Annotated in this window: 19 protein-coding genes; 8 read left to right on the top strand and 11 right to left on the bottom strand. The window is 73.3% G+C overall.

Going from position 1 to position 22,877, the window contains the following annotated elements; genetic code table 11:
- Positions 1-204 precede the first annotated feature (204 nt).
- From ACEQ2X_RS00435 to ACEQ2X_RS00410, 6 genes are all read right to left on the bottom strand, one after another.
- Positions 205-1,191, bottom strand: coding sequence for a glycine betaine ABC transporter substrate-binding protein (locus ACEQ2X_RS00435; RefSeq protein WP_370323765.1), 987 nt, complete (start codon positions 1,189-1,191; stop codon positions 205-207).
- A gap of 102 nt (positions 1,192-1,293) precedes the next feature.
- Positions 1,294-2,163 carry an ABC transporter permease gene (locus ACEQ2X_RS00430; RefSeq protein ID WP_370323764.1) on the bottom strand — a complete coding sequence of 290 codons (870 nt, stop codon included), beginning with the start codon at positions 2,161-2,163 and terminating at the stop codon, positions 1,294-1,296.
- Positions 2,156-3,355, bottom strand: coding sequence for a glycine betaine/L-proline ABC transporter ATP-binding protein (locus ACEQ2X_RS00425; RefSeq protein WP_370323763.1), 1,200 nt, complete (start codon positions 3,353-3,355; stop codon positions 2,156-2,158). Before ACEQ2X_RS00425 ends, ACEQ2X_RS00430 begins: the two co-directional genes overlap by 8 nt.
- A 202-nt stretch (positions 3,356-3,557) precedes the next feature.
- Positions 3,558-4,118, bottom strand: a complete 561-nt coding sequence (locus tag ACEQ2X_RS00420) for an NUDIX domain-containing protein (RefSeq protein WP_370323762.1) — start codon at positions 4,116-4,118, stop codon at positions 3,558-3,560.
- A gap of 5 nt (positions 4,119-4,123) precedes the next feature.
- Positions 4,124-5,497: a flavin-containing monooxygenase gene (locus tag ACEQ2X_RS00415; RefSeq protein WP_370323761.1), complete on the bottom strand. Its 1,374-nt coding sequence runs from the start codon at positions 5,495-5,497 to the stop codon at positions 4,124-4,126.
- Between the two features lie 77 nt (positions 5,498-5,574).
- Positions 5,575-6,570 (bottom strand): oxygenase MpaB family protein, encoded by a 996-nt coding sequence (locus tag ACEQ2X_RS00410; RefSeq protein WP_370323760.1) that lies wholly within the window; start codon positions 6,568-6,570, stop codon positions 5,575-5,577.
- 113 nt (positions 6,571-6,683) lie between these two features.
- Here ACEQ2X_RS00410 and ald point away from each other — a divergent pair, with 113 nt between their 5' ends.
- A complete protein-coding gene (ald, locus tag ACEQ2X_RS00405; RefSeq protein ID WP_370323759.1) occupies positions 6,684-7,805 on the top strand; it encodes an alanine dehydrogenase in 1,122 nt (373 codons plus the stop codon).
- Between the two features lie 45 nt (positions 7,806-7,850).
- On the top strand, positions 7,851-9,908 hold the full coding sequence (locus tag ACEQ2X_RS00400; protein WP_370323758.1) for a prolyl oligopeptidase family serine peptidase: 2,058 nt from the start codon (positions 7,851-7,853) through the stop codon (positions 9,906-9,908).
- Here the strand turns inward: ACEQ2X_RS00400 and ACEQ2X_RS00395 are convergent.
- Positions 9,905-11,380, bottom strand: coding sequence for an aldehyde dehydrogenase family protein (locus ACEQ2X_RS00395; protein WP_370323756.1), 1,476 nt, complete (start codon positions 11,378-11,380; stop codon positions 9,905-9,907). The two genes, ACEQ2X_RS00400 and ACEQ2X_RS00395, sit on opposite strands and share 4 nt — an antisense overlap.
- Before the next feature lie 222 nt (positions 11,381-11,602).
- On the opposite strand from ACEQ2X_RS00395, the gene ACEQ2X_RS00390 reads away from it, so the two are divergent.
- A complete protein-coding gene (locus tag ACEQ2X_RS00390) occupies positions 11,603-13,687 on the top strand; it encodes a putative bifunctional diguanylate cyclase/phosphodiesterase (protein WP_370323755.1) in 2,085 nt (694 codons plus the stop codon).
- On the opposite strand, the gene ACEQ2X_RS00385 is transcribed toward ACEQ2X_RS00390, so the two are convergent.
- Positions 13,595-15,349, bottom strand: a complete 1,755-nt coding sequence (locus ACEQ2X_RS00385) for a DNA polymerase (RefSeq protein ID WP_370323754.1) — start codon at positions 15,347-15,349, stop codon at positions 13,595-13,597. The two genes, ACEQ2X_RS00390 and ACEQ2X_RS00385, sit on opposite strands and share 93 nt — an antisense overlap.
- A 50-nt stretch (positions 15,350-15,399) precedes the next feature.
- Between ACEQ2X_RS00385 and ACEQ2X_RS00380 the strand changes: the two genes are divergently transcribed.
- Positions 15,400-15,921, top strand: coding sequence for a hypothetical protein (locus tag ACEQ2X_RS00380; RefSeq protein ID WP_370323753.1), 522 nt, complete (start codon positions 15,400-15,402; stop codon positions 15,919-15,921).
- A gap of 102 nt (positions 15,922-16,023) precedes the next feature.
- Here the strand turns inward: ACEQ2X_RS00380 and ACEQ2X_RS00375 are convergent, their stop codons facing one another.
- Positions 16,024-16,893, bottom strand: coding sequence for a lysophospholipid acyltransferase family protein (locus ACEQ2X_RS00375; RefSeq protein ID WP_370323752.1), 870 nt, complete (start codon positions 16,891-16,893; stop codon positions 16,024-16,026).
- Positions 16,894-16,962: 69 nt separating this feature from the next.
- On the opposite strand from ACEQ2X_RS00375, the gene ACEQ2X_RS00370 reads away from it, so the two are divergent.
- The 4 genes from ACEQ2X_RS00370 to ACEQ2X_RS00355 are packed head-to-tail and all read left to right on the top strand — an operon-like array spanning position 16,963 to position 21,116.
- On the top strand, positions 16,963-17,094 hold the full coding sequence (locus ACEQ2X_RS00370) for a hypothetical protein (RefSeq protein WP_370323751.1): 132 nt from the start codon (positions 16,963-16,965) through the stop codon (positions 17,092-17,094).
- Positions 17,095-17,154: 60 nt separating this feature from the next.
- Entirely contained in the window at positions 17,155-17,478 is a 324-nt protein-coding gene (locus tag ACEQ2X_RS00365; RefSeq protein ID WP_370323750.1) for a hypothetical protein, read from the top strand.
- Between the two features lie 19 nt (positions 17,479-17,497).
- The gene (locus ACEQ2X_RS00360; protein ID WP_370323749.1) at positions 17,498-19,066 is read left to right on the top strand and encodes a flotillin family protein; all 1,569 of its coding nucleotides are present in this window, start codon (positions 17,498-17,500) and stop codon (positions 19,064-19,066) included.
- A gap of 52 nt (positions 19,067-19,118) precedes the next feature.
- The gene (locus ACEQ2X_RS00355; protein ID WP_370323748.1) at positions 19,119-21,116 is read left to right on the top strand and encodes a protein meaA; all 1,998 of its coding nucleotides are present in this window, start codon (positions 19,119-19,121) and stop codon (positions 21,114-21,116) included.
- A gap of 1 nt (position 21,117) precedes the next feature.
- On the opposite strand, the gene ACEQ2X_RS00350 is transcribed toward ACEQ2X_RS00355, so the two are convergent.
- Both ACEQ2X_RS00350 and ACEQ2X_RS00345 read right to left on the bottom strand, forming a co-directional pair.
- Entirely contained in the window at positions 21,118-21,921 is an 804-nt protein-coding gene (locus ACEQ2X_RS00350; RefSeq protein ID WP_370323747.1) for an alpha/beta fold hydrolase, read from the bottom strand.
- A gap of 10 nt (positions 21,922-21,931) precedes the next feature.
- Positions 21,932-22,864 carry an endonuclease/exonuclease/phosphatase family protein gene (locus ACEQ2X_RS00345; protein ID WP_370323746.1) on the bottom strand — a complete coding sequence of 311 codons (933 nt, stop codon included), beginning with the start codon at positions 22,862-22,864 and terminating at the stop codon, positions 21,932-21,934.
- Positions 22,865-22,877 lie beyond the last annotated feature (13 nt).

The raw sequence follows: 22,877 nt of genomic DNA, 5'->3' as shown, positions 1-22,877 counted from the left end.
CTACTTCCACGATTGTCGTGTGCGGTCCCACCCACCGGCCTCGGCAGCAGCGGTTGAAGCCGCACCTGAGGCGTGGGGGCGACCCTAGAGGACTTCGGCCCGGGAGTCACGTCCGCGTGGGGCGTCCGGGGCGCACGGCAGAGGGCGGGCCGTGCGGCCCGCCCTCTCCTCAGGTGTCGGCGTCTGGTGCGCCCGGTGGGTCGCTCAGAGCTCCAGGGCGGTGCCCTCGAGCCACTGGTTGACGTAGTCGCTGTTCTCCTCGAGCCACGCGCGGGCGGCCTCGAGCTCCTGGCCCTCCTCCTCGAGCACCTGGACCTCGAGCTCGGACAGCGTGTCGTTGTCGAACTCGAAGGCCTCCATCGCCGCGGCGACCTCCGGGAAGTCGTCCGCGAAGCCCTGGCGGGCGACGGCGTGGATCTCGTCGGGCTCGCCGAGCGCGCCCTGCGGGTCCTCGAGGTCCTTGATGTCGTACTCGGCGTAGGCCGGGTGCGGCCGCCACAGGGTGACCACGATCGGCTCCTCGTTGCCGATGGCGTTGTCGAGCTCGGCCAGCATGGCCGGGGTGGAGCTCTCGACGAGCTCGTAGGAGTCACCCAGGTCGTAGGCCGGGATGACCTCGTCGCGCGAGATGCGCGTCAGGCCGGCGGAGGACTCGATGCCGACGATCTGGCCGTCGAACATCTCGGCGTTGTCGGCCAGGTCCTCGATGGAGTTGATGTCCTCGAGGTAGCTCGGGACGGCCCAGGTCAGCGGGGCCTCGGGGAGCCACACGCCCAGGTCGGCGACCTGGTCGGAGTACTCCTCCCAGTAGTCGGCGTGGGTGTTGGGCAGCCAGGCGTCGAGGAACAGGTCCAGGTCACCGGTGGCCAGCCCGTCGAAGAGCAGGCCGGCGTCCAGCTGCTGCTGCTCGACGGTGTAGCCGTTCTCCTCGAGGATCGCGTGCCACAGGTTCGTGACGGCGATGTCCTCCTCCCAGGGGATCCAGCCGATGGTGATGGTCTCGCCGGAGCGGTTGGCGGCCGCCTCGGTGGCCCCGTCGGCGGCGGCCTCGTCATCAGCCGCCTCGTCATCAGCCGCCTCGGTGGCGGTCTCCTCGGCGGCCTCGTCGGTCGCGTCGTCCGCGGCCTCCTCGTCGCCGGCATCTCCGTCCTCGGAGGCGCAGGCCGCCAGCAGCAGGCAGGAGGCCAGCACGGCGAGGAGCCAGCGCAGGTGTGATCGTCCAAGTGTTCGGCGTAGGTGGGTCACGTTCGCCTTTCCTTCCTCATCGGGTCGTACGGGTGGTTCTGGTGGGTGTCAGGAGGTGCCGGTCCGGTGCCGCGCGCCGGTCCCGAACGCGGCGGTCGCGCGGTCGAGGAAGATCGCGAGGATCACCACGGCGAGGCCCGCCTCGACGCCGAGGCCGACCTGCAGGCGCTGGACGCCGGAGACGACCCGCTCGCCGAGGCCGCCGGCGCCGGCCAGTCCGGCGATGACGACCATCGACAGGGCCAGCATGATCACCTGGTTGACGCCGGCCATGATCGAGGCGCGGGCCAAGGGGAGCTGCACGCCGGTGAGGACCTCCCGGGGGCGGGCGCCGAACGCCTCGGCGGCTTCCACCACCTCGGCGTCGACCTGGCGGATGCCGAGCTCGGTCAGCCGGACGGCGGGCGGCATCGCGAAGACCAGCGACGAGATCGTGCCGGGGACCACGCCGATGCGGAAGAACACCACGGCGAGCAGCAGGTAGATGAACGACGGCATCGTCTGCATGAAGTCGAGGACGGGCTTGACGGCAGCGCTGACCGTGTCGTTGCGCGCGGCGAGGATGCCGACGGGGACGCCGATCACCACCGCGAGCAGCGCGGCGACGAGGACGAGCGCGAGGGTCAGCATCGTGTCCTCGAACAGGCCGAGCGTCGCGATGAAGGTGAAGGCCACCGCGGTGAAGGCCGCGAAGGCCCAGCGCTTGGCGGCGAACGCGATCAGCGTGAGCACGACGATCATCGCGGCGGTGGGCAGCAGCGTCAGCAGGGTCTCGGTCTGCTCGACGCCCCAGCCCACGACGTCGCGGACGAGGGTGAAGACGACGCCGAGGCTGTCCTGCAGCCAGTCGACGACCGTCTCGATCCCCCCGGCGAGGTCGAGGTCGGGGATCCAGCCCTGGGCGAGGATCTCAGGCATGGGCGGGGGTCTCCTCTCCGGAGAGCGTGGCGAGCAGTCGGGCGCGGGGCACGACGCCGACCAGGTGGCCCTCGTCGTCGGTGACCGCGATCGGCACGGTGTGCTGCGCGGCGAGGGTCGCCAGGTCGCTCAGGAGCGTGTCGGGCATCGAGCGGGCGTAGTCCTGGGTCAGGAGGTCCCTGATGTCCTCTGCGCCATCGCGGATGCCCTTGGCGAGTCGGTCGTCCCGCGCGACGCCGATGATGCAGGCGTCCTCGTCGAGCACGTAGGCGCCGTTGAACTCCTGCTCGTCCAGCCACTCGAGCACCGTGCGCGGGTGGTCGGTGGGGGCGAAGGTCCGGCGCGGGGCCCGCATCGCCAGATCCGCGGTCAGGACGCGGGAGCGGTCGACGTCGGCGACGAAGTCCGCGACGTAGTCGTTGGCCGGCTCGCCGATGATCTCGGGCCCGGTGCCGATCTGGACCACGCGGCCGTCCTTCAGCACGCAGATGCGGTCACCCAGCCGCATGGCCTCGTTCAGGTCGTGGGTGATGAAGACGATCGTCCGCTCGAGCTCGGCCTGCAGCTGTGCGAGCAGGTCCTGCATGTCACGGCGGATCAGCGGGTCGAGGGCGCTGAACGGCTCGTCCATCAGCAGGATGTCGGCTTCGGTGGCGAGTCCCCTCGCGAGGCCCACCCGCTGCTGCATCCCGCCGGACAGCTCGTGGGGGTAGTGGTCGGCCCACCCGCTGAGCCCGACCGTCTCGAGGGCCCGCTCCGCCCGCTCGCGGCGCTCGGTCTCGCCGACGCCCTGCACCTTCAACCCGTAGGCTGCGTTCTCGCCCACCGTCCGGTGCGGGAACAGCGCGAAGTGCTGGAAGACCATCGAGATCTTCTCCTGCCGCAACCGTCGCAGTCCGGCTGCGTCGAGCTGGTTGACGTCTTGGCCGTCGATCTCGACCGTCCCGGCGGTGGGCTCGATCAGGCGGTTGAGCATGCGGACCACGGTGGACTTGCCGGATCCCGAGAGGCCCATGACGACGAAGAGCTCGCCCCGCTGGACCTCGAAGCTGACGTCGTCGACGGCGAGGACGTGGCCGGTCTCGTCCTGCAGCTGCGCGCGGTCGCGACCCTCGCGCGCCAGCTCGAGTGCGCGACGGGGTCTGGCGCCGAACACCTTGTACAGCCCATCGACACGGATGTGCGTGGTCATCGTTCCTCCGGACGGACGTGCGGACACCGACCTGCACGGAGGAGGTGCGGCACACGGGGGGTCAGGTGGTCACCGGCATCTGGCCCGCTCGACCTTGGTGACCAGCCGTCCACGGCACGCAGGTCCGCCCGGCGGACCCGCACACTCACGTGGACAGCTCCGACCTACCCTAACGGCCCATTCCCAGGACGCAACTCAGGTGCTAGCCGGGTGTCGGCCCACCACCGAGGCGCGCGAACCGCAGCAGCGCGATGACCGACATGGCGTCGGTGATCTCCCCCCGGTCGACCATTCCGATCGCCTCGTCGACCGTCGGCGTGATCACCTCCAGGACCTCGTCGCCGTCCGGTGCCGCGCCGACGTGCGTGAGGTCCGTCGCGAGGTAGAGCAGCGCGGTCTCGTCGGAGTGGGAGTTCGAGAGGTGGACCGGTCCGCCGAGGCGCTCCCAGCGGGCGGCCACGTACCCCGCCTCCTCCCGCAGCTCCCGGGCGATCGCCCCGTCCGGGTCCTCGTCGTCGTCCACCCCTCCCTCGGGGATCTCCCAGGACCAGCGGTCGAGGGGGACGCGCCACTGCCCGACCAGCACGACGCGGCCGTCCTCGGTGAGCGGGACGACGCCGACGGCGACCTTCGCGTGGACGATCCCGTACCGGGCGGGCGCGCCGTCCGGTCGGGTCCCCACGCGCTCGGTCACCGCGATCCACGGGTTGGCGTACACCTCCCGGACGGAGTCGAACGTCCAGGGGCTCTCGTCGAGGGGCACGGCCCTCAGGCCTCCACCTGCACGGTCGCCCGCGCCGGGATCTGCAGGGTGTGCCCGGCCCGCTTGGCGCGACGCCGGCCGCGCCACATCTCGAGGCGCAGGTCGAACATGTAGTCGTCGAAATCGACCTGGATGGTGTGACGGGCCGCACGGCGGTAGCGGCGGGCCATCGCCTCGCGGTTCGCCGTGGTCTGGGCCAGCATGGCGTCGCGGTCGGGCAGGTGCGCCCGGCCGGTCAGGACCGCGGCGATCCACTTCGACTGCCGTTCGGCGATCGGCATGATCGCGCCGAGGGGCTGGGCCAGGCCGATGAACGCGGTGTTCGGCATCTCGGGGTGCACGACGTTGCGGTAGAGGTCGATCTGGTTGTCCGGTGCGCTGATCAGATCGGTGTCGAAGAACGGGAACGTGATGTCGTAGCCGGTCGCGTAGATCACCAGGTCGGCCTCGACCGAGGTCCCGTCGGCGAAGACCACCCGGTCGCCGTCGAACCGGGCGACGTCCGGGCGCAGGTCGATCGCCCCGTGGCCGGCGCGGACCAGGAAGTCCGAGCTGATCGTCGGGTGGGACTGCAGCAGGCCGTGATCGGGCTGGGGAAGGCCGTAGCGGGACAGCGGTCCCCGCGCCAGGCGGATCAGCGCGGCCATGCCCGCTTGGGCGACCTGCCACGGCAGCACGTGCATCACCGGCAGGGTCGCCCACTGGTCGAGGGGACGGCCGAACCACCACTTCGGCACCACGTGGGCGGGGGTGCGGGCGGCCACGGTGGAGGAGCGGCCGACGTAGGAGGCGACGGTCGCGATGTCCATCGCGGAGTTCCCCATGCCGACGACGACCACGCGCCGGTCCTTGACCTGCTCGGCGCGGACGTAGTCGTGGGCGTGGATGCGCTCGCCGTCGAAGGTCCCCGGGGGCTCGGGCTCGGGCCACCGCGGGTCCCAGTGGTGGCCGTTGGCGACCAGCAGCGCGTCGTAACGGCGGGTCTCCCCGGTGTGGAGGGTCACGTCCCACAACCCGTCGGAGGTGCGCTCGCACCGCTCGACGGTCGTCTCGAACGTGATCCGGTCCCGCAGGCCGAAGTGGTCGACGTAGTCCTCGAAGTACCGGGCGACGTGGCTGTGGTGGGGGAACGTCGGGAACGACCGCGGCATCGGGAAGTCGGCGAAGGCCATCCGCTCCCGCGAGGTGTTGATGTGGAGGGTGTCGTAGGCACTCGACATGCCGTTGGGGTTCTCGAACGCCCAGTTCCCCCCGACCCGGTCCGATGCCTCGAAGTGGTCGTAGGGCACGCCGGCGTCGGACAGGGCCTTGGCGGCGGCGATCCCGGAGGAGCCCGCGCCGATGATGCAGGTGCGGGGCAGGGGGTCGGGAGGGCGCATGCGGGCGGTCGGCTCCTGGGTCGCGACGTGACTTAACGCGGTTAAGTCTCGCGCGCGGCCGGCGGTGGCCGCAAGGCTCAGGCGGCGCGGCTCCGCTCGACGGCCCGCTCGGCGCTCGGGGAGGAGCGGGCGAGCGCGGTGCGCAGGGCGATCAGCAGGACCTCCGCGTGCAACCGCAGCCCGGCCGCGACGGGGTCGCCGACGGGCAGGCCCAGGAGCCGACGGGTGTGGGGGTCGAGGCTGCCGACCGCACCGGCCAGGGTGGGCAGGTAGCCGAGGCGGAGGACCGGGTCCACCGGCGGCCACAGCAGGAACCGCAGGCACGTGCGCCCCTGATCCCCAACCGCGAGCTGCGGGCGGAAGGCGTCCAGCCGCTCGAGGAGCCCGGCCTCGGACGTGGGCAGCCACCCCTCGTCGATCAAGGGCAGGTCCACGGCATCGCGGCGGAGGGCCGCGCCCGGGTCCGGTCGCGCCTCGAGTGCGGCCAGGTCGACCCGCGGGTCGAGCAGCGCGGCGGCGCGGGCCTGCTCGGCGACGAAGGCGTCGCGGCCGTCCTGGTCGAGGGGCTGCGTGGCGAACGCCCGGTCGCTGCGGAGGAAGCTCGCGGTGGCGGTGGTCGACACCCAGGTGATCAGCTCGGGCGACCCCGCGTCGTAGCGCCGACCGTCCGGCGCGTGACCGACGACCCTCCGGTGCATGGCCCGCACCCGGCGGGTCACGCCGATCGCCTCGGCCGTCGAGCCGAAGGTGATCAGCGCGAAGTAGTCCGACGTCGACTGCAGGCGGCCGAGGGGGTCGTCGAGGTAGCGGGAGTGCTGGGCGACGCCGGCCATGGCGAGGGGGTGGGTCAGCTGCACCAGCAGGGACCGGACGCCGCCGACGATCGACGCCGCATCGCCGAACACCTGCCATGACGCGCTGCCCGGCCCGAACAGGCCGACGTCGCCGGCCGGCGCGTCCTGGTCGAGCGGGGGCTCCCCGAAGCTGCGGCGCAGCCACGCCCGCACCGCCCAGGTCAGGCCCGGCAGCGGCACCCGCGGGAGGCGGGCCGCGGAGCGGCTGAGCAGCGACACGAGCACCAGTCTGCCGGGGTCGGACGGGCACCGCGGTCGAACCGCACCTGTGCGGCCATGTGCAGGCGGCCGATCGCCTACGGTGAGCACCGGCACCCCGGACTGGAGAGCACATGCGCGTCGGCGTCCCCACGGAGATCAAGAGCGGCGAGCGACGGGTCGGCCTGACCCCGGCGAGCGTCCAGGAGCTGGTGGGCCACGGGCACGAGGTCCTCGTCGAGCGCGGCTGCGGCGACGGGATCGGGGCCACCGCCGAGGACTACGAGGCCGCGGGCGGGACGTTGGTCGACGACGCGGAGGCGGTCTTCGCCGGCGCCGACATGGTCGTGAAGGTCAAGGAGCCGCAGGCGGGCGAGCGGGCGCTGCTGCGGGAGGGCCAGGTCCTCTTCACCTACCTCCACCTGGCCCCGGACCCCGACCAGGCCCGCGACCTGGTCGAGAGCGGCGCGACCTGCATCGCGTACGAGACGATCGCCGGACCCGACGGCAGCCTGCCGCTGCTGGCGCCGATGTCCCAGGTCGCGGGGCGCCTGAGCGTCCAGGCCGGCGCCCACGCGCTCGAGATCGCCCAGGGCGGCGCCGGCGTGCTCCTCGGGGGCGTGCCGGGCGTGGCGCCGGCCAAGGTCGTCGTCATCGGCGGCGGCGTGGTGGGCGTCAACGCGATCGAGATGGCGATCGGCCTCGGCGCGGACGTGACGGTCCTCGATCGCGACCTCGCCGTCCTCGACCGCCTGGAGGCACGGTTCGGCGCGGCCCTGCGGTCGCTGTACTCCACCACCAGCACGCTGCGCGCGGAGGTGCTCGACGCCGACCTCGTGATCGGCGCGGTGCTGGTCAAGGGCGCACGCGCCCCCCGCCTCGTCACCGCCGACATGCTGGGCGAGATGCGCGACGGCAGCGTGCTCGTCGACGTCGCCATCGACCAGGGCGGTTGCTTCGAGACCTCGCGGCCGACCACCCACGCCGAGCCCACGTACGTGATCGACGGCATCGTGCACTACTGCGTCGCCAACATGCCGGGGTCGGTGCCCCGGACCTCGGCCCTGGCCCTCAACAACGCCACGCTCCCCTACACCCTGCGCCTGGCCGACCACGGCGTGAAGGCCGAGCTGAGCCAGGACCCAGGCTTCGCCGCCGGCCTGAACGTCCACGCCGGCATGGTCACCGAGCCGGCCGTCGCCCGCGACCTCGGCTACGACTACGTCGACCCGATCACCGCGCTGCACCGGCGGTAGGGCCGCACCCGCACGAGCGGGCACCCGGTGGTAGGAATGCCGGTCATGCCCGACGCGCCCCCTCCGCCGCACCCCTTCGCCGACCTCGACGACTTCATCGCCATCCCGCGCCTGGACGGCCTGGTCCTGTCACCCGACGGCACCCGGCTCGTGACGACGGTCGCCGAGCTCGACGCGGCGCGGACCGCCTACACCACGGCGCTGTGGGAGCTGGACCCGACGGGCGAGCGGCCGGCGCGGCGGCTGACGACGTCGATCAAGGGGGAGTCCGCCCCGGCGTTCACGCCCGAGGGGGACCTCCTGTTCCTGTCCGCGCGGCCCGACCCGGCGGAGACCGACGCCGACGAGGACCGTCCGGCTGCCCTGCACCTCCTCCCGGCCGGCGGCGGGGAGGGGCGGATCGTCGCCACGCGTCCCGGCGGGTTCGACGCGGTCCTGGTCGCCAGAGAGGGCGGGACGGTCGTCGCCGTGTCCCCCACCCTCCCCGGATCGGGTGACGCCGCCGACGACGAGGCCCGTAGGAAGGAGCGCGCGGACCGGAAGGTCAACGCGGTGCTGCACGACTCCTACCCGGTGCGGTACTGGGACCACGACCTCGGACCGGCATCCGGCCGGATCCTCGCCGGCGACACGGTGCCGTCCCACCCCGTGCCGGGCGACGACCCCGCCCGTCTGGACCTCCGCGACCTGACCCCGACACCGGGTCGTGGGCTCGACGAGGCCGAGCTGGACGTCAGCTCCGACGGTCGGCTCGTGGTCACGACCTGGCAGGTCCCCGACGTCGGCGGCCGCCGCCTCACCCTCCAGGTGATCGATGTCGCGACCGGCGATCGCCGTCCCCTCTTCGACGAGCCCGACGCGGAGGCCTTCGGTCCCGCGGTCTCGCCGGACGGCCGGCGGGTCGCCGCGGTCGTCGAGACCCTCTCCACCGTGGAGCGGCCGCCGACGTTCCACCTCGTCGTCATCGACCTGGCCACCGGCGGGCGCACCGACCTGCCGTCACCCGGCGGCGCCCCGCCGTCCACGCCCACCTGGACGCCGGACGGCACTGCGGTGGTGGTCACCGCCGACGAGCGCGGGCGGGAACCGGTGTTCCGCATCGACGTCGCGACCGGGGCCACCACCCGCCTGACCGCGGACGACGCCGCCTACGCCGATGTGTGCGCGAGCCCCGACGGCACCGCCCTCTACGCGGTGCGCAGCGCGATCGACTCCGCCCCCGCCGTGGTGCGCCTGGCAGCCGACCGCACCGACCAGCACCCGACCGCCCTGCGCGGCCCCACCCCTCCCCCGCCGGTGCCGGGGACGGTGACCGAGGTCGAGGCGACCGCGGAGGACGGGACGCCGCTGCGCGCGTGGCTGGCCCTCCCCGCGGACGCGGACACGACGCCTGCGCCGTTGTTCCTGTGGGTGCACGGCGGCCCGCTGTACTCCTGGAACGCGTGGTCGTGGCGCTGGAACCCCTGGCTGATGGTCGCCCGCGGCTACGCGGTGCTGCTGCCCGACCCGGCCTTGTCGACGGGGTACGGACCGGCCTTCGTCGAGCGCGGGTGGGGGGCGTGGGGCGGTCCGCCGTACACCGACCTGATGACCCTGACCGACGCGGCGGAGGCGCGGGACGACGTCGACGCCTCGCGGACCGCGTGCATGGGCGGGTCGTTCGGCGGCTACATGGCCAACTGGATCGCGGGCCACACCGACCGCTTCGACGCGATCGTCACGCACGCCAGCCTGTGGGCCCTCGACCAGTTCGGTCCCACCACCGATGCCTACCACTACTGGCGTCGCGAGCTCACGCCGGAGATGGCCGCCGCCAACAGCCCGCACCTGCACGTCGACGCGATCACCACGCCGATGCTGGTCATCCACGGCGACAAGGACTACCGGGTCCCCGTCGGCGACGCGCTGCGGCTGTGGGCCGAGCTCGCCGAGCGGCACCAGGGCGCCGACGGGGTCATGCCGCACCGCTTCCTGCTGTTCCCCGACGAGAACCACTGGGTGCTGAAGCCCCAGCACGCGCGGCTGTGGTACCAGACCGTGCTCGCGTTCACGGCCTGGCACGTGCTGGGGGAGGGGTGGGAGCCGCCGGAGCTGCTGACCTAGATCGGGTAGCTGCGGGGCTCGTGCTGCACCGTGATCCAGTGGTCGGTGGTGAACTCCTCGATCGACCAGTGGCCCCCGAAGCGCCCGATCCCGGACGCCCCGACCCCACCGAAGGCGGTGTTCGGGTCGTCGTTCACCGGCGCGTCGTTGACGTGCGTCATGCCGGCGTCGACCCGTCGGGCGAAGCGGACACCGCGCTCGACGTCGGCCGTGAACACGGCGCTCGACAGCCCGTACTCGGTGTCGTTGGCGACGGCCAGCGCCTCGTCCTCCCCGTCGGTCCGCACGATGGTGATCACCGGCCCGAAGACCTCGTTCGCGGCCGTCGCGCAGTCGTTCGGCCCGACCAGCACGTGCGGCGGCAGGCCGAGCCCGTTGGGTCCGACCGGATCGCCGCCGACGAGCTGCTCGGCACCGCCGTCCACCGCCTGGCCGACCAGCTCGGTGATCGATTCGAGCTGGGAGCGGTTGATGACCGGTCCGATGTCGGTGTCCGGGTCGGTCGGGTCGCCGACGGCCAGGCCCTTCGCGCGGTCGACGAGGCGGTCGGTGAACTCGTCGGCGACCGCGACGTCGACGACCAGCCGGTTGGCCCGCATGCAGATCTGGCCCTGGTGGAAGAACGAGCCGAAGACCGCCGCCTCGACCCCCAGCTCCACGTCGGCGTCGTCGAGGACCACGATCGGGCCGTTGCCGCCGAGCTCGAGGGCGAGCCGCTTGATGCCGGCCTTCGATGCGATGCCCTCGCCGACCGGGGTGGACCCGGTGAACGAGATGACCCGGGGGATCGGGTGCTGCACGAACGGGTCGCCGATCTCGCTGCCCTTCCCGACGACGACGCTGAGCAGCCCAGGTGGCAGCCCGGCCTCCTCGAGGATCCTCGCCAGCAGCAGGCCGCCGGTGACCGGCGTGTCACCCGCGGGCTTGAGGACGACGGCGTTGCCGACCGCCAGCGCCGGTGCGACCGAGCGGTTCGACAGCTGCATGGGGAAGTTCCACGGGCTGATGACGCCCACGACCCCGACGGGCTGGCGGTACACCCGACTCTCCTTGCCGGGGATGTCCGTCGGCATGATCCGCCCCTCGACGTGGTGGGGCAGCGCGGACGCCTCGAGCATCACCGCGCGCACGAGCCCCCACTCGAGCTCGGCCTTCGCGAGCGTGCCGCCGGACTCGCGCGACAGCCACCCGGTGATCTCGACCTTGCGCCGCTCCATCACCGCGGCGGCCTCGCGGAACACCCCCGCCCGGACCGCGGGCGGCGTGGCGGCCCAGTCGCGGGAGACGTCCCGTGCACGGGCGTAGGCGCGATCCACGTCCTCGGCGTCGGCCAGGCGGATCTCGGTGAGGGTCGACCCGTCCCACGGGTTCACGTCGGCGGCGGAGTGCTCGCTGCCGCCGTCGGTCCAGGTGCCGCCGATCGGCATCTGATCGAAGTCGGGGTAGGGGTCGGGTGCGGAGTCGGAGGTCATGCCGAGGTCCTACCCGGGGGTGCGCGGCCGCGATCGCGACCGACTAGTGCCAACAGGCCACCTGAACACCATCCGTAGTCGCCATACGCCGCTGCGCGATGTGACGGGATACTGGCCGAGGAGGGGATCACCACCTGGAGGGTGTTCGTGAGCCAGTCGGTACCAAGGACGGGAGCGACCAGCGCCAGCGCTGCCACGGCGGCGGCGCACACGCACGTGGGCTTGTTCACCGCTGATGCCGACGGCGTGGTGACCTGGGCCAACGCGGCGGCGGCGCAGCTGATCTCCCCCGGTGCCCGCTGGCACCTCGACCTGGCCCTGGATCCGCCGGCCGCCGGTCCGGCGGTGGGCTCGACGGTGCGGCACCGCACCAGCCACGTCGATCCCAACGGGCAGGAGCACGTCCACGCCCTGTCGCTCAGCCCCGCAGCGGACGGCACCGGCTCGGTCATCGGCACGATCGTGGAGGGCAGCGACGCGTCGGTCCGCCAGCAGACGACCCTGCTCGCCACGGTGGTCGCGTCGACCAGCGACGTCGTCGCGATCATGTCGACCGAGGGGGACCTGCGCTTCCTGAACCGCGCCGGGCGCGAGGCCCTCGGCGTGCAGGGACGCGGTCCGGTCCGCCAGCTCCACGCCACGTCGCTGTTCGGGGTCGAGGGCTGGATGACGCTGCGGGCGACCGCGGTGCCGTACGCCACGACCCGCGGGACCTGGTCGGGTGACGCCCAGCTGCACCGCGAGGACGGCTCGGCACTGCCGGTCTCCCTGGTCCTGGTCGCCCACCGCGACCCGCTCGGACGCGTCGACCGCTTCAGCGTCGTCGCCCGCGACGCGTCGGACCAGAAGGCCGTCGAGCAGCGCCTGGCGCGCGAGGCCATCACCGATGCCCTGACCGGGCTGCCCAACCGGGCCCACCTCCAAGAGGTCCTGCGCGAGGGCCTCGCCCGCAGCGCCGAGCACGGACGTCCCGTCGGCGTGCTGTTCTGCGACCTCGACCGCTTCAAGCAGGTCAACGACAGCCTGGGGCACCTGGCGGGGGACCGGCTGCTCCACGTCGTCGCCGGCCGGATCCGCAGCCTGCTCCGCGACGGCGACGTCGCGGCCCGGTTCGGCGGCGACGAGTTCCTGGTCGTGGCCCACGACGTCGAGGACCCGGCCGCCGTCCTCAACCTCGCCGAGCGGGTGCGGGCCGCCCTCGACGACCCGGTCCGCCTGGAGGAGGCGGGCGGGCGCCAGGTCCGGCTGTCCTTCTCCATCGGGGTGGCGCTGTCCGGTCCGGAGGACACGGTGAAGGGCCTGATCGCGCGGGCCGACGACGCGATGTACCGGGCGAAGGCGCGCGGCAAGAACCGCGTCGAGATGCTCGGGCCGGACGAGCAGCACCGACCCGCGGCCGCGGTGGCCCACGACGCCCTGCGGGCGGCCATCGAGGGGCACCAACTGCGCCTCCACTACCAGCCGATCATGGACCTCACCTCACGACGCGTGGTCGGCGCCGAGGCCCTGGTGCGCTGGCGGCACCCCCAGCGGGGCCTGATCCCGCCGAGTGCGTTCCTCGACGTCGCGGAGCAGACCGGGCTGATGCGGCCGCTGGGCAGCTGGGTGCTGGCCGAGGCGATCGAGCAGGCCGCCGCGTGGGCCGCCGACACCGCCCTGCCCCCCGGCCTGCGGCTGCACCTCAACCTCTCCACCTCACAGCTGCTCGAGGGCGACGTCGCCGAGCGGGCCACGGCGATCCTCGCCGCGTTCGGGTTGCCCGCGCACGCGCTGTGCGTCGAGGTGGACGAGCGGACCTTCGACTCCGACGAGCTGGCGCGGACCCAGCTGGCCGCGTTCCGCGAGCGGGGGGTGCGGGTCGCGATCGACGGCTTCGGCAGCGGCATCACGTCGATCCAGCAGCTGCGACGCCATCCCGTCGACGTCCTCAAGCTCGACCCGGAGCTGGTCGCCGGCCTGGCTGGGGGCGACACCGCACTCGGAGCGATCGCCGCCACGGTCCGGACCATGGCCGACGCGCTGGCGGTCGAGGTGGTCGCCGAGGGCATCGAGCGCAACGAGCAGGTGGCGGCGCTCCGCGGGCTGGGCATCGCCCTCGGCCAGGGGTTCCTGTTCGCCGAGGGGCTCGACGGGGACTCCTTCGCCGACCACGTGCGCGCCCGCGCGGGCGAGGCGGCGGCTGCGGGCGCGCCGTCCAGCTCCCCAGCCGGGCGCTCAGCCGGCCCAGGAACGGCCGATGCGGACGTCGACCTCGGCGGGGACCTCGCCGAGGACGCGCTGCCCCGCGTCGACCATGCAGCGCCGTAGCAGATCGGCGGCCTCGTCGGCATCGTCGGCCGGCACCTCGATGACCAGCTCGTCGTGGACGGTGAGGACCAGTCCGACCGGCGCGCTCCGCTGGCCGCCGAAGCGACCGGCGATCGCGCGGTCGACCGCGGCGACGGCCAGCTTGGTCATGTCCGCGCCCGCCCCCTGGATCGGCGCGTTGCGCGCCAGCGTCCCCGCCGTCGCCAGGTAGCGGACCCGCCCGAGCGGGGTGGCGACGCGGTGGGTTCGCCGTGCCTGGGACTCGGTGCGCCGCAGCCACGAGGCGACCTGCGGGAACCCTGCGAAGTAGGCGTCCATCGCCCGGCGGGCGTCCGGGAGCGACATGCCGGTGGCACGGGCGAACCCGGGTGCGCCCATGCCGTACATCAGCCCGAAGTTCAGGGCCTTCGCCGCCTTCCGCTGGGCCGGGGTGACCGCGTCGGCGGGGACGCCGAAGACCGTCGACGCCGTGCGGGCGTGCAGGTCCGCCCCCTCGGCGAAGACCGCGGTCAGCGCGGCGTCGCCGGACACGGCAGCCAGCACCCGCAGCTCCTGCTGGGAGTAGTCGGCCACGACCAGCGCGTTCCCCCGGTCCGCGGTGAAGCACCGGCGGTACGCCGGGTCGGCGGGGATCTGGGTCAGGTTGGGGTCGGAGTGGGCGATCCGGCCCGTCCCGACGATCTGGCGGACGCTCGCGTGCACCCGGCCGGTGCGGGGGTGGCGGGCGCGCTCGACCCAGTCCCCTCCCCAGCCGTGGACGATCTTCGCGGCCTGGCGGTAGGCCGACAGGGCGGCGACGGCGGGGTGGTCGGCGTGGTCGGCCAGCACCGTCTCCCGGGTCGAGTCGACCGCGACCCCGACGCGGGCCAGGGCGGCGATCACCTGCTCCGGGGAGTCGAGGTTGACCGGCTCGGGTCCGAACAGGGTCCGCGGCGACGTGTCGGTGACCAACGCGGCCTGCGCGGCCGACTCGAGGTCGTCGAGGGCGTCCTCGGTCCGCCGGAGCACCGCGTGCCACGCATCGGGGTCGACGCCGAGGCCGCGCAGCTGCATCGCCGCCAGCGGCGCGATCGCGGCGAACTCGCAGCGCGCCACCTCCACCATGCCGGTCTCGCGGAGCTCACCGACCTGCTGGGCGAAGCAGTCCCACGTGGCCCGCGCGTCGGTGGCGGCATAGGTGATCTGGTCGTCGGTGAGGGGACCGTCCTGGTCCGGTCCGAGGACGAAGGTCTCGCGGACGGACTTGTCGAGCTCGAGGTCGAGCCGGTGCCGGGCGATCGCCTCGAGGGAGGAGCCGACGGGCTCGGGGGCGGCGCAGTCGAGCAGCTGCTGGGCCAGCATGGTGTCGGCGACGCGCTGCACCTCCAGCCCGGCCTGCCACAGCATCCGCAGGTCGAACGCGGCGTGGTGGAACACCTTCAGCACACCGTCGTCGGCCAGCGGGCGGGCGAGGGCGGCGGGGTCGATGGCCGTGGGGTCGAGGACCAGGACGGGACGGGAGGGGTCGGCGGCGACCTGGACGAGCCGGATCCGGTCGGTCCAGGGGTCCCAGCCGGTCGTCTCGGTGTCGACGGCGAGGAACGGCGAACCGGCCGCGTCCGCGAGCCAGGAGTCGACCTCGTCGACCGTGCGTGCCAGGACCACCTCCACGGGAACGATCATGTCGTGTCCCGCGTCTGACCGACCACAACCCGACCCCTGGGAGGATCTCCATGGCCCGCCGACCAGCATCGTCCCGCCGACCAGCACCGTCCCGCCGTCTCGCCGCCCTGTGCCTGGCCGTGCTGTGCTCGGCCGCGTTGCTGACCGCCTGCGCCGACGCCGACGGCGGTGGTGCCGACCAGGTCACCGAGACCCCGTCCGGCGGGGCGATCCCCTCGACCCCGCCGCCAGCTGCCACGCCGTCGGAGGTGCGGTCGCCGGGCCCGTCGGCATCCGAGGGGCTGGAGGTGGCGGGTGACGTGTCGTTCCCCGTGACCGGTGAGCTCGGGTTGGCGGAGGTCGAGGGCGGCTGCGCCTACATCGAGGTCGACGGGCAGCGCTACGAGCTGATCGCCGACCCCGATGCCGACCTGGCCGTCGACGGCGGCAACGCCGTGGTCGCGTCGGGGGACGGCGAGGTGATCGCCCGCGCCGGCGACCAGATCACCGTGGACGGCAGCATCGACGACGGGATCGCCACCTTCTGCCAGATCGGCCCGGTCATCGTCGCGTCGGAGGTGACGGCGGGCTGACCCGGCGGGTCGGGTGCGTGGATCCCCTCCCACTTGGTGGATCCCGCCCACATCCGATCGAGATCAACCGAGTCCGCTCGGGGGACCGCTCCGCGGCTGGCGTCAGCCCCCCGTCTCGGGGTCCACCGGGTCCGGCTCGATCGGGTCGGCGTCATCGCCGCTCACCGCTGCGGTCCCGTCGCGGTCCCCGGCGGTGGCCGCCTCTGCCTCGCGGGCGGCCTTGCGGGCACGTCGTCGGGCGATGCGCTCCTCGCGGGCGATCGCCTCGGCCTCCTCCGGCGTGGGGGCGGTGCCGCCGAGGTGGGCGGGCAGCCACCAGCGGTCCTCGTCGTCCGCGGGCACCTGGGGGTAGTCGCGCTGGAGCTCGGTGACCAGGTCGGTGATCGCCTCGGTCATCCGTTGGGTGACCTCTCGCGTGTCCGCGCCCTCGTCGTACTCGACCGCGGGGCCGAAGCCGACCATCATGTGGACGCCCCGCTGCCAGTTCGGCTTGCGCCCCTTCGTCATGATCCGGTGGTCGCCCCACACCGCAGCGGGTATCAGCGGGACGCCCGCCTCGATCGCCATCCGCGCCGTGCCCGTCTTCGCACCCGACGGCATGAACGACCGGCTGATCGTGCCCTCGGGGAACATGCCGATGACCTGGCCCAGGCCCAGCCGACGTTGCGCCTCGCGCATCACCGCCATCCGGTCGCCGTCGCGGTCGACGGGCAGGTGCTTCATCCCGCGCATGAGGGGGCCGCTCACGGGGTGGTCGAACACCTCCTTCTTCGCCGCGAAGCGCACCAGCCGACCGGCGTCCCGCGCGCCGTAGCCGACGAAGATGAAGTCCAGGTACCCGATGTGGTTGCTGGCGATCACCGCCGGCCCGTCGGCGGGGATGTGCTCGGCGCCGCGGACCTCCACCTTCCAGCCCATCACCCTGAACAGCGACAGCGCCGCGCCGATGACCGGGGTGTAGACGGGTTCCATGGCCGGCGATCCTACCGAGGCCCCTCGGGGACCCCACGGGGGGACGGCAACTGCGATACGGTCCAGGGCGTGACCCTGTTCTTGCTGTTGGGGGTGCTGGGCACCGCGTTGCTGGTCATCGGCCTGGTCGGTGGCGAGGTCCTCGACGGGGTGTTCGACGCGATCGGGGTGGACGCCGCGGGGGGGTTCTGCTCGACCTAGGTCATCGGCGGGTTCCTGGCCGCGTTCGGGTTCGGCGCCTGGCTGTTCGACGGCAACGGGATGGCGCTCGGGGTCTCCCTGATCGGCGGCGGCGCCGCCGGCGTGGTGATGGGCGGGGTCGCCTTGACCCTGTCGCGCGGCCTGATGAACATGCGCACCGACGCGACGCCGACATCAGCGGACCTCCGCGGCGCGCTGGGTCGCGTCATCACGCCGATCCGCGCCGGCGGGCTCGGCGAGGTGCGCGTGAGCCGGCACGGCCACCCGCTCAAGCTGTCCGCCCGCTCCGACCAGACGATTGACGTCGGCACCGAGGTCGTGGTCGTCGACGTGCTGTCCCCCACCTCGGTCGTGGTGACCCCCGCCGAGATCGACCTCCCCTAGGGAGAAGGAGAAGACTGCGATGGACCCCCTGCTCATCGGCGGAGGCGCCTTCATCGGCGTGCTCGTCCTGGTCGTGCTGCTGGTGGTCTCGCGCTACCGGGTGGCCGGTCCGAACCAGGCCTACATCATCACCGGCCGGAAGGGGGGCTCGCCCGTCCGGAACCCCGAGACCGGCGAGGTGTCGACCGACCTGTCCGGCCAGCGGGTCATCATCGGCGCCTCGACGTTCGTGCTGCCGGTGGTCCAGAAGCTGCACATCCTCGACCTCTCGTCGCGGCGCATCCCGGTGGGCATCACCGGCGGCATCAGCGCCCAGGGCATCAAGGTCGACCTCGAGGGCGTCGCGATCGTGAAGGTCGGCGGGAACGACGACGCGATCCGGGCGGCCGCGCAGCGGTTCCTCAACCAGCAGCAGGGCATCGAGGCGTTCACCCAGGAGGTGCTGGCCGGGTCGCTCCGCGCCATCGTCGGCCGGCTGACCGTCGACGAGATCATCAAGGACCGCGCGGCGTTCGCCTCGGCGGTGGCGGAGGAGGCCGAGACGTCCCTCACCAACCAGGGGCTCGCCCTCGACACCTTCCAGCTGCAGGACATCCGCGCGGAGGGCCAGTACCTGGCCGACCTGGGCCGTCCCGAGGCCGCGCGCGTCGAGATGGAGGCCGCGATCGCCGAGGCGAAGGCCCGCCAGGCCGCCGAGGAGGAGCGGATCCGCGCCGAGGAGCAGATCGCCGTCGCCAACCGCACCCTCGCGCTGCGCAAGGCCGAGATCCAGGCGGAGACCGACGCGGCGGAGGCCGAGGCCCGCGCCGCCGGCCCGATCGCCCAGGCGGCGAAGGACCAGGACGTCATCCAGGCCCAGGAGCGCGTGGCAGAGCGGCGTGCGCAGCTGAAGGAGCGCGAGCTCGACACCGAGGTCCGCAAGCCCGCCGATGCCGAGCGCTACCGGGTCGAGCAGGAGGCCGAGGGCCGGAAGTCCGCCGCGATCCGCGAGGCCGAGGCCGAGCAGGCCGCGCAGATCGCCCGCGCCCAGGCCGACGCCGAGCAGGCGCGGCTGTCCGGTGAGGCCGAGCGGGCCAAGCGCTCCGCGCTCGCCGAGGCCGAGGCCATCGAGGGTGAGAAGCGCGGTCAGGCGGAGAAGGCGCGCCGCCAGGCCATCGCCGACGCCGTCCAGCGCGAGGGTGAGGCAGAGGCCGCCGCGATCCTCGCGAAGGGCCAGGCCGAGGCCGAGGCCCGTGAGAAGAACGCCGACGCGTTCGCCCACTACAACCAGGCGGCCGTGATCGAGCTGGTCGCCGACATCCTCCCCGACCTGGTCCGGGCGGCGAGCGAGCCGCTCAGCAAGGTCGGCAACATGACCGTCGTGTCGACCGACGGGGCGTCGTCGATCGTGAACTCGGTGGCCCAGAACCTCGAGCAGGGCCTGGCCATCGGCTCGTCCCTGACCGGCATCGACCTGAAGGCGATCCTGTCCCGCATCGGCGAGGGCGGGCTCGGCGAGCTCGCGGACGCATCGTCCTCGAGGCTCGAGCGGGCGTCGTCCGCCGGCGACGGGTCGAGCTCCGGGCTCCCCTCCCCGCCGCCGGCCTGATCGACCGGCCCCGACTGGTTCCCTCCCCCGTCGGGGTGGGACACTGCGCCACATGAGCGATCGCGAGCAGTCTGATCTCCGCGCCCCGGCGCGCGACCGGCCGTGGCTGATGCGGACCTACTCGGGGCACTCCTCGGCGAAGGCGTCGAACGAGCTGTACCGGTCGAACCTGGCGAAGGGGCAGACCGGGCTGTCCGTCGCCTTCGACCTGCCGACCCAGACGGGCTACGACGCCGACCACGTGCTCGCCCGCGGCGAGGTCGGCAAGGTCGGGGTGCCGGTCTGCTCGATCGACGACATGCGGACCCTCTTCGACGGCATCCCGCTCGACGAGATGAACACGTCGATGACGATCAACGCCACCGCGGCGTGGCTGCTCGCCCTCTACATCGCGGTCGCCGAGGAGCAGGGCGCCGACCGCGCCGACCTCAAGGGCACGGTCCAGAACGACATCATCAAGGAGTACCTGTCCCGCGGGACCTACGTGTTCGGGCCGGCCGAGTCCCTCCGCCTGACCGGTGACGTCATCACGTTCGCGGTCCGCGAGGTCCCGAGCTGGAACCCGATCAACATCTGCAGCTACCACCTGCAGGAGGTCGGCGCGACGCCCGTGCAGGAGGTCGCCTTCGCGATGGCGACCGCCACCGCGGTCCTCGACGAGATCAAGGGTCGTCCCGGGATGGACGACGACACGTTCTCCCGGGTGTTCGGGCGCATCAGCTTCTTCGTCAACGCCGGCATCCGCTTCGTCGACGAGATCGCCAAGCTCCGCGCCATGGGTCAGCTGTGGGACGAGCTCGGGCGCGAGCGCTACGGCGTCGAGGACCCGAGGCACCGGCGGTTCCGCTACGGCGTGCAGGTCAACTCCCTCGGCCTGACCGAGGCCCAGCCGGAGAACAACATCACCCGCATCGTCCTCGAGATGCTCGCGGTCACCCTCTCGAAGAGCGCCCGCGCCCGGGCGGTGCAGCTGCCCGCCTGGAACGAGGCGCTCGGGCTACCCCGCCCCTGGGACCAGCAGCTGGCCCTGCGGATGCAGCAGATCCTGGCCTACGAGACCGACCTGCTCGAGCACGAGGACGTCTTCGACGGCAGCCACGTGATGGAGGCGCGGACCACCGTGATCGCCGACGCGGCCCGTGAGGAGTACCGCCGGGTCATCGACATGGGCGGCTCGGTCGAGGCGGTCGAGTACATGAAGGCCGAGCTGGTCCGCTCCAACGCCGAGCGGATGCGCCGCGTCGAGTCCGGGGAGCAGGTCGTCGTCGGGGTCAACCGCTTCACCGAGAGCGAGCCGTCCCCGCTGATGGCGGGCGGCGACGGCGGGATCATGAAGGTCGACCCGGCCAGCGAGGCCGAGCAGGTCGAGCGGCTGGAGGCCTTCCGCGCCGAGCGCGACGCCGCCGCGGTCGACGCGGCCCTCGCCGAGCTGCGCCGCGCCGTGGCCGAGGGCGACAACGTGATGCCCGCCTCGATCGCCGCGGCGAAGGCCGGCGTGACCACGGGTGAGTGGACCGAGGCGCTCCGGGAGGAGTGGGGCACCTACCGCGGCCCGACCGGGGTGACCGCCGCGGCGGCCCACTCCCCCGCCGGTGACCGGGCCGCGGCGCTCGAGGCCGCCCGGGAGGCGGTTCGACGGGCCGAGGAGCGGGTCGGTGGCAAGGTGCGGCTGCTGGTCGGCAAGCCCGGTCTGGACGGGCACTCCTCCGGGGCGGAGCAGATCGCGGTCCGCGCCCGCGACGCCGGGTTCGAGGTCATCTACGAGGGGATCCGTCTGACCCCCGCCCAGATCGTGCGGGCGGCGGTCGACGAGGACGTCCACCTGATCGGCCTGTCGATCCTGTCCGGGTCCCACGGCGAGCTGATCCCCGAGGTGCTCGAGCGTTTGGCGGCCGAGGACGCCGCCGACATCCCCGTCGTCGTGGGGGGGATCATCCCCGCCGAGGACGCCGTGGCCCTGCGGGAGGCCGGGGTGGCGGCGGTCTACACGCCGAAGGACTTCGAGGTGTCGCGCCTCATCGAGGAGATGGCCGACCTGGTGGGGCGCTAGATCAGAGCTCGTCGAGGAGGTCGCCGAGCAGGCCGTTGAAGGCCTCCGGCGCCTCGGCGTGCGGCGCGTGGCCGGCGCCGGGGATGACCTGGACCTCCCCGCGCCACAGCGTCGGCGCCTCGACCCCGCGGAGGTAGTCCAGGCTGACGAGCTGCTCGCCCTCGCCGTGGAGGACGGCGAGGGGGATGCGCATCCCGGCCACGACCTCGAGCTCGTCGGCGAAGCGGCCCTCGCCGATGCTCGCCATCAACCCGCTCCGCGCGCCGCCGTGCGTCGCGAGGATGTCGGCGGTGAACGGCTCGGTGCCGAGCGTCGAGCCCGGCGCGAGGAACGAGGCGGCGTAGGCCTCCGCGCCAGCGGTGTCGACGTCCGCGGTGAACCCGACGTCCATCGCCGGGTTCGGCAGGAAGGCCTGATCCATCGCCGGCGGCTTCCCCACCGGCGGGGTCCCGAAGATCGCCACCGCCGCCAGGTCGTCGCGGAGCGGGACGGCCTCCAGGGCGATGTGGCCGCCGAGGGACCAGCCGACCAGCACCGCGCCGGTCGCGTCGAGGGCATCGAGGACCTGGGCGACGACCGCCGCGTAGCCGGGCATCGAGTAGTCGGCCGGATCTGCGGCTCGGTCGCTCGCGCCGTGGCCCGGCAGGTCCAGGGCGATCAGCCGGGCGCGGTCGACCAGCGGGCTGTCGAACTGGCGGGCCCAGGTGCCCGACGACGCGCTGTTGCCGTGGATCAGCACGACCGGCCGTCCCTCCCCCTCCTCCCGCACCGCGATCCGCATCCCGCCTGCCGTGATGTGCGCCATGGGCGGGAGCCTACGCCTGGCCGGGGGGCACCACGTCGGCGATCAGGGCGCGGTGGTCGGTGCCGGGCACGTCGACGACCTGCATGCCCGCAGGGCGCCACCCCCCGTCGACGAGGACGTGGTCGATCGCGATGCCCGGCAGCCGGAAGCCCTCCGCCGGCCAAGTGGGCGTTGGCCCGCGCCCCGCGGCGTCGCCCACGTCGACGTAGCCGGCGCCGACGAGCCGGCGGAATGCCACGTGGTCGAGCGTGGCGTTGAAGTCGCCCAGCAGCACGTCGACCCGGTCGAGCGCGGTCAGGCGGGCGAGCTCCTCCTGCCAGGCACCGACGTCCCCACCGCTCGGGGGGACGACGTGGACGGCGACCACTTCGACCGGGTCGGCAGCCAGCGGGTGGTCCACCGCCACGTGGACGGTGGCGTACCGGCTGGGCACCGCCTCGCGTGCGTCGAGGGGGTACCGCGACCACACCCCGGTCCCGCCGGGTCCGTCGCGCAGGTCCACCGCGCGGTGCGGGAGGACGTCGCCCAGCCCCACATCCTCGAGGGCGTCGAGCGCCTCGGGGGTCAGCTCCTGCAGGGCGAGGACGTCGACCCCCGTGGCGATCCCGCGAACCTCGACGGGATCGGCTCGCCCGTACAGCAGGTTGAGGGTGCCCACCCGCACCGCCGCCCCACCACCCGTCGCGGCGCCGGCCCCGTCGCCAGCCACCAGCCGCGGCACGAGCGGCAGCACCCCCACCACCACGGCGACGGTCAGCACCGCCGCCGGACGTGGCTGCCGCACCAGCCAGACCATGACGGCGAGGACCGCGGCCGCACCGAGGGCGTAGGGGTAGAAGGCCATCCCCTGCACGAGCACCCGCCCGCGGTCCCAGCCGCCCAGCCGGACGGCGACGCCGAGGACGACGAGCGCGGTCAGGACCCACGACGCCACGCCGATCACCGGCCGCCCCACA

Origin of the sequence: Euzebya sp., assembly GCF_964222135.1 — a bacterium.
Classification (GTDB): domain Bacteria; phylum Actinomycetota; class Nitriliruptoria; order Euzebyales; family Euzebyaceae; genus Euzebya.
The sequence above is the reverse complement of the archived record's forward strand: the minus strand, read 5'-3'. Positions and strand labels throughout refer to the sequence as shown.

Coding starts and splice junctions, on each gene's coding strand:
- ACEQ2X_RS00430 (WP_370323764.1), bottom strand. CDS start 2,163: ATGCCTGAGATCCTCGCCCAGGGCTGGATCCCCGACCTCGACCTCGCC.
- ACEQ2X_RS00425 (WP_370323763.1), bottom strand. CDS start 3,355: ATGACCACGCACATCCGTGTCGATGGGCTGTACAAGGTGTTCGGCGCC.
- ACEQ2X_RS00415 (WP_370323761.1), bottom strand. CDS start 5,497: ATGCGCCCTCCCGACCCCCTGCCCCGCACCTGCATCATCGGCGCGGGC.
- ald (WP_370323759.1), top strand. CDS start 6,684: ATGCGCGTCGGCGTCCCCACGGAGATCAAGAGCGGCGAGCGACGGGTC.
- ACEQ2X_RS00400 (WP_370323758.1), top strand. CDS start 7,851: ATGCCCGACGCGCCCCCTCCGCCGCACCCCTTCGCCGACCTCGACGAC.
- ACEQ2X_RS00395 (WP_370323756.1), bottom strand. CDS start 11,380: ATGACCTCCGACTCCGCACCCGACCCCTACCCCGACTTCGATCAGATG.
- ACEQ2X_RS00385 (WP_370323754.1), bottom strand. CDS start 15,349: ATGATCGTTCCCGTGGAGGTGGTCCTGGCACGCACGGTCGACGAGGTC.
- ACEQ2X_RS00380 (WP_370323753.1), top strand. CDS start 15,400: ATGGCCCGCCGACCAGCATCGTCCCGCCGACCAGCACCGTCCCGCCGT.
- ACEQ2X_RS00375 (WP_370323752.1), bottom strand. CDS start 16,893: ATGGAACCCGTCTACACCCCGGTCATCGGCGCGGCGCTGTCGCTGTTC.
- ACEQ2X_RS00365 (WP_370323750.1), top strand. CDS start 17,155: ATGGCGCTCGGGGTCTCCCTGATCGGCGGCGGCGCCGCCGGCGTGGTG.
- ACEQ2X_RS00360 (WP_370323749.1), top strand. CDS start 17,498: ATGGACCCCCTGCTCATCGGCGGAGGCGCCTTCATCGGCGTGCTCGTC.
- ACEQ2X_RS00355 (WP_370323748.1), top strand. CDS start 19,119: ATGAGCGATCGCGAGCAGTCTGATCTCCGCGCCCCGGCGCGCGACCGG.
- ACEQ2X_RS00350 (WP_370323747.1), bottom strand. CDS start 21,921: ATGGCGCACATCACGGCAGGCGGGATGCGGATCGCGGTGCGGGAGGAG.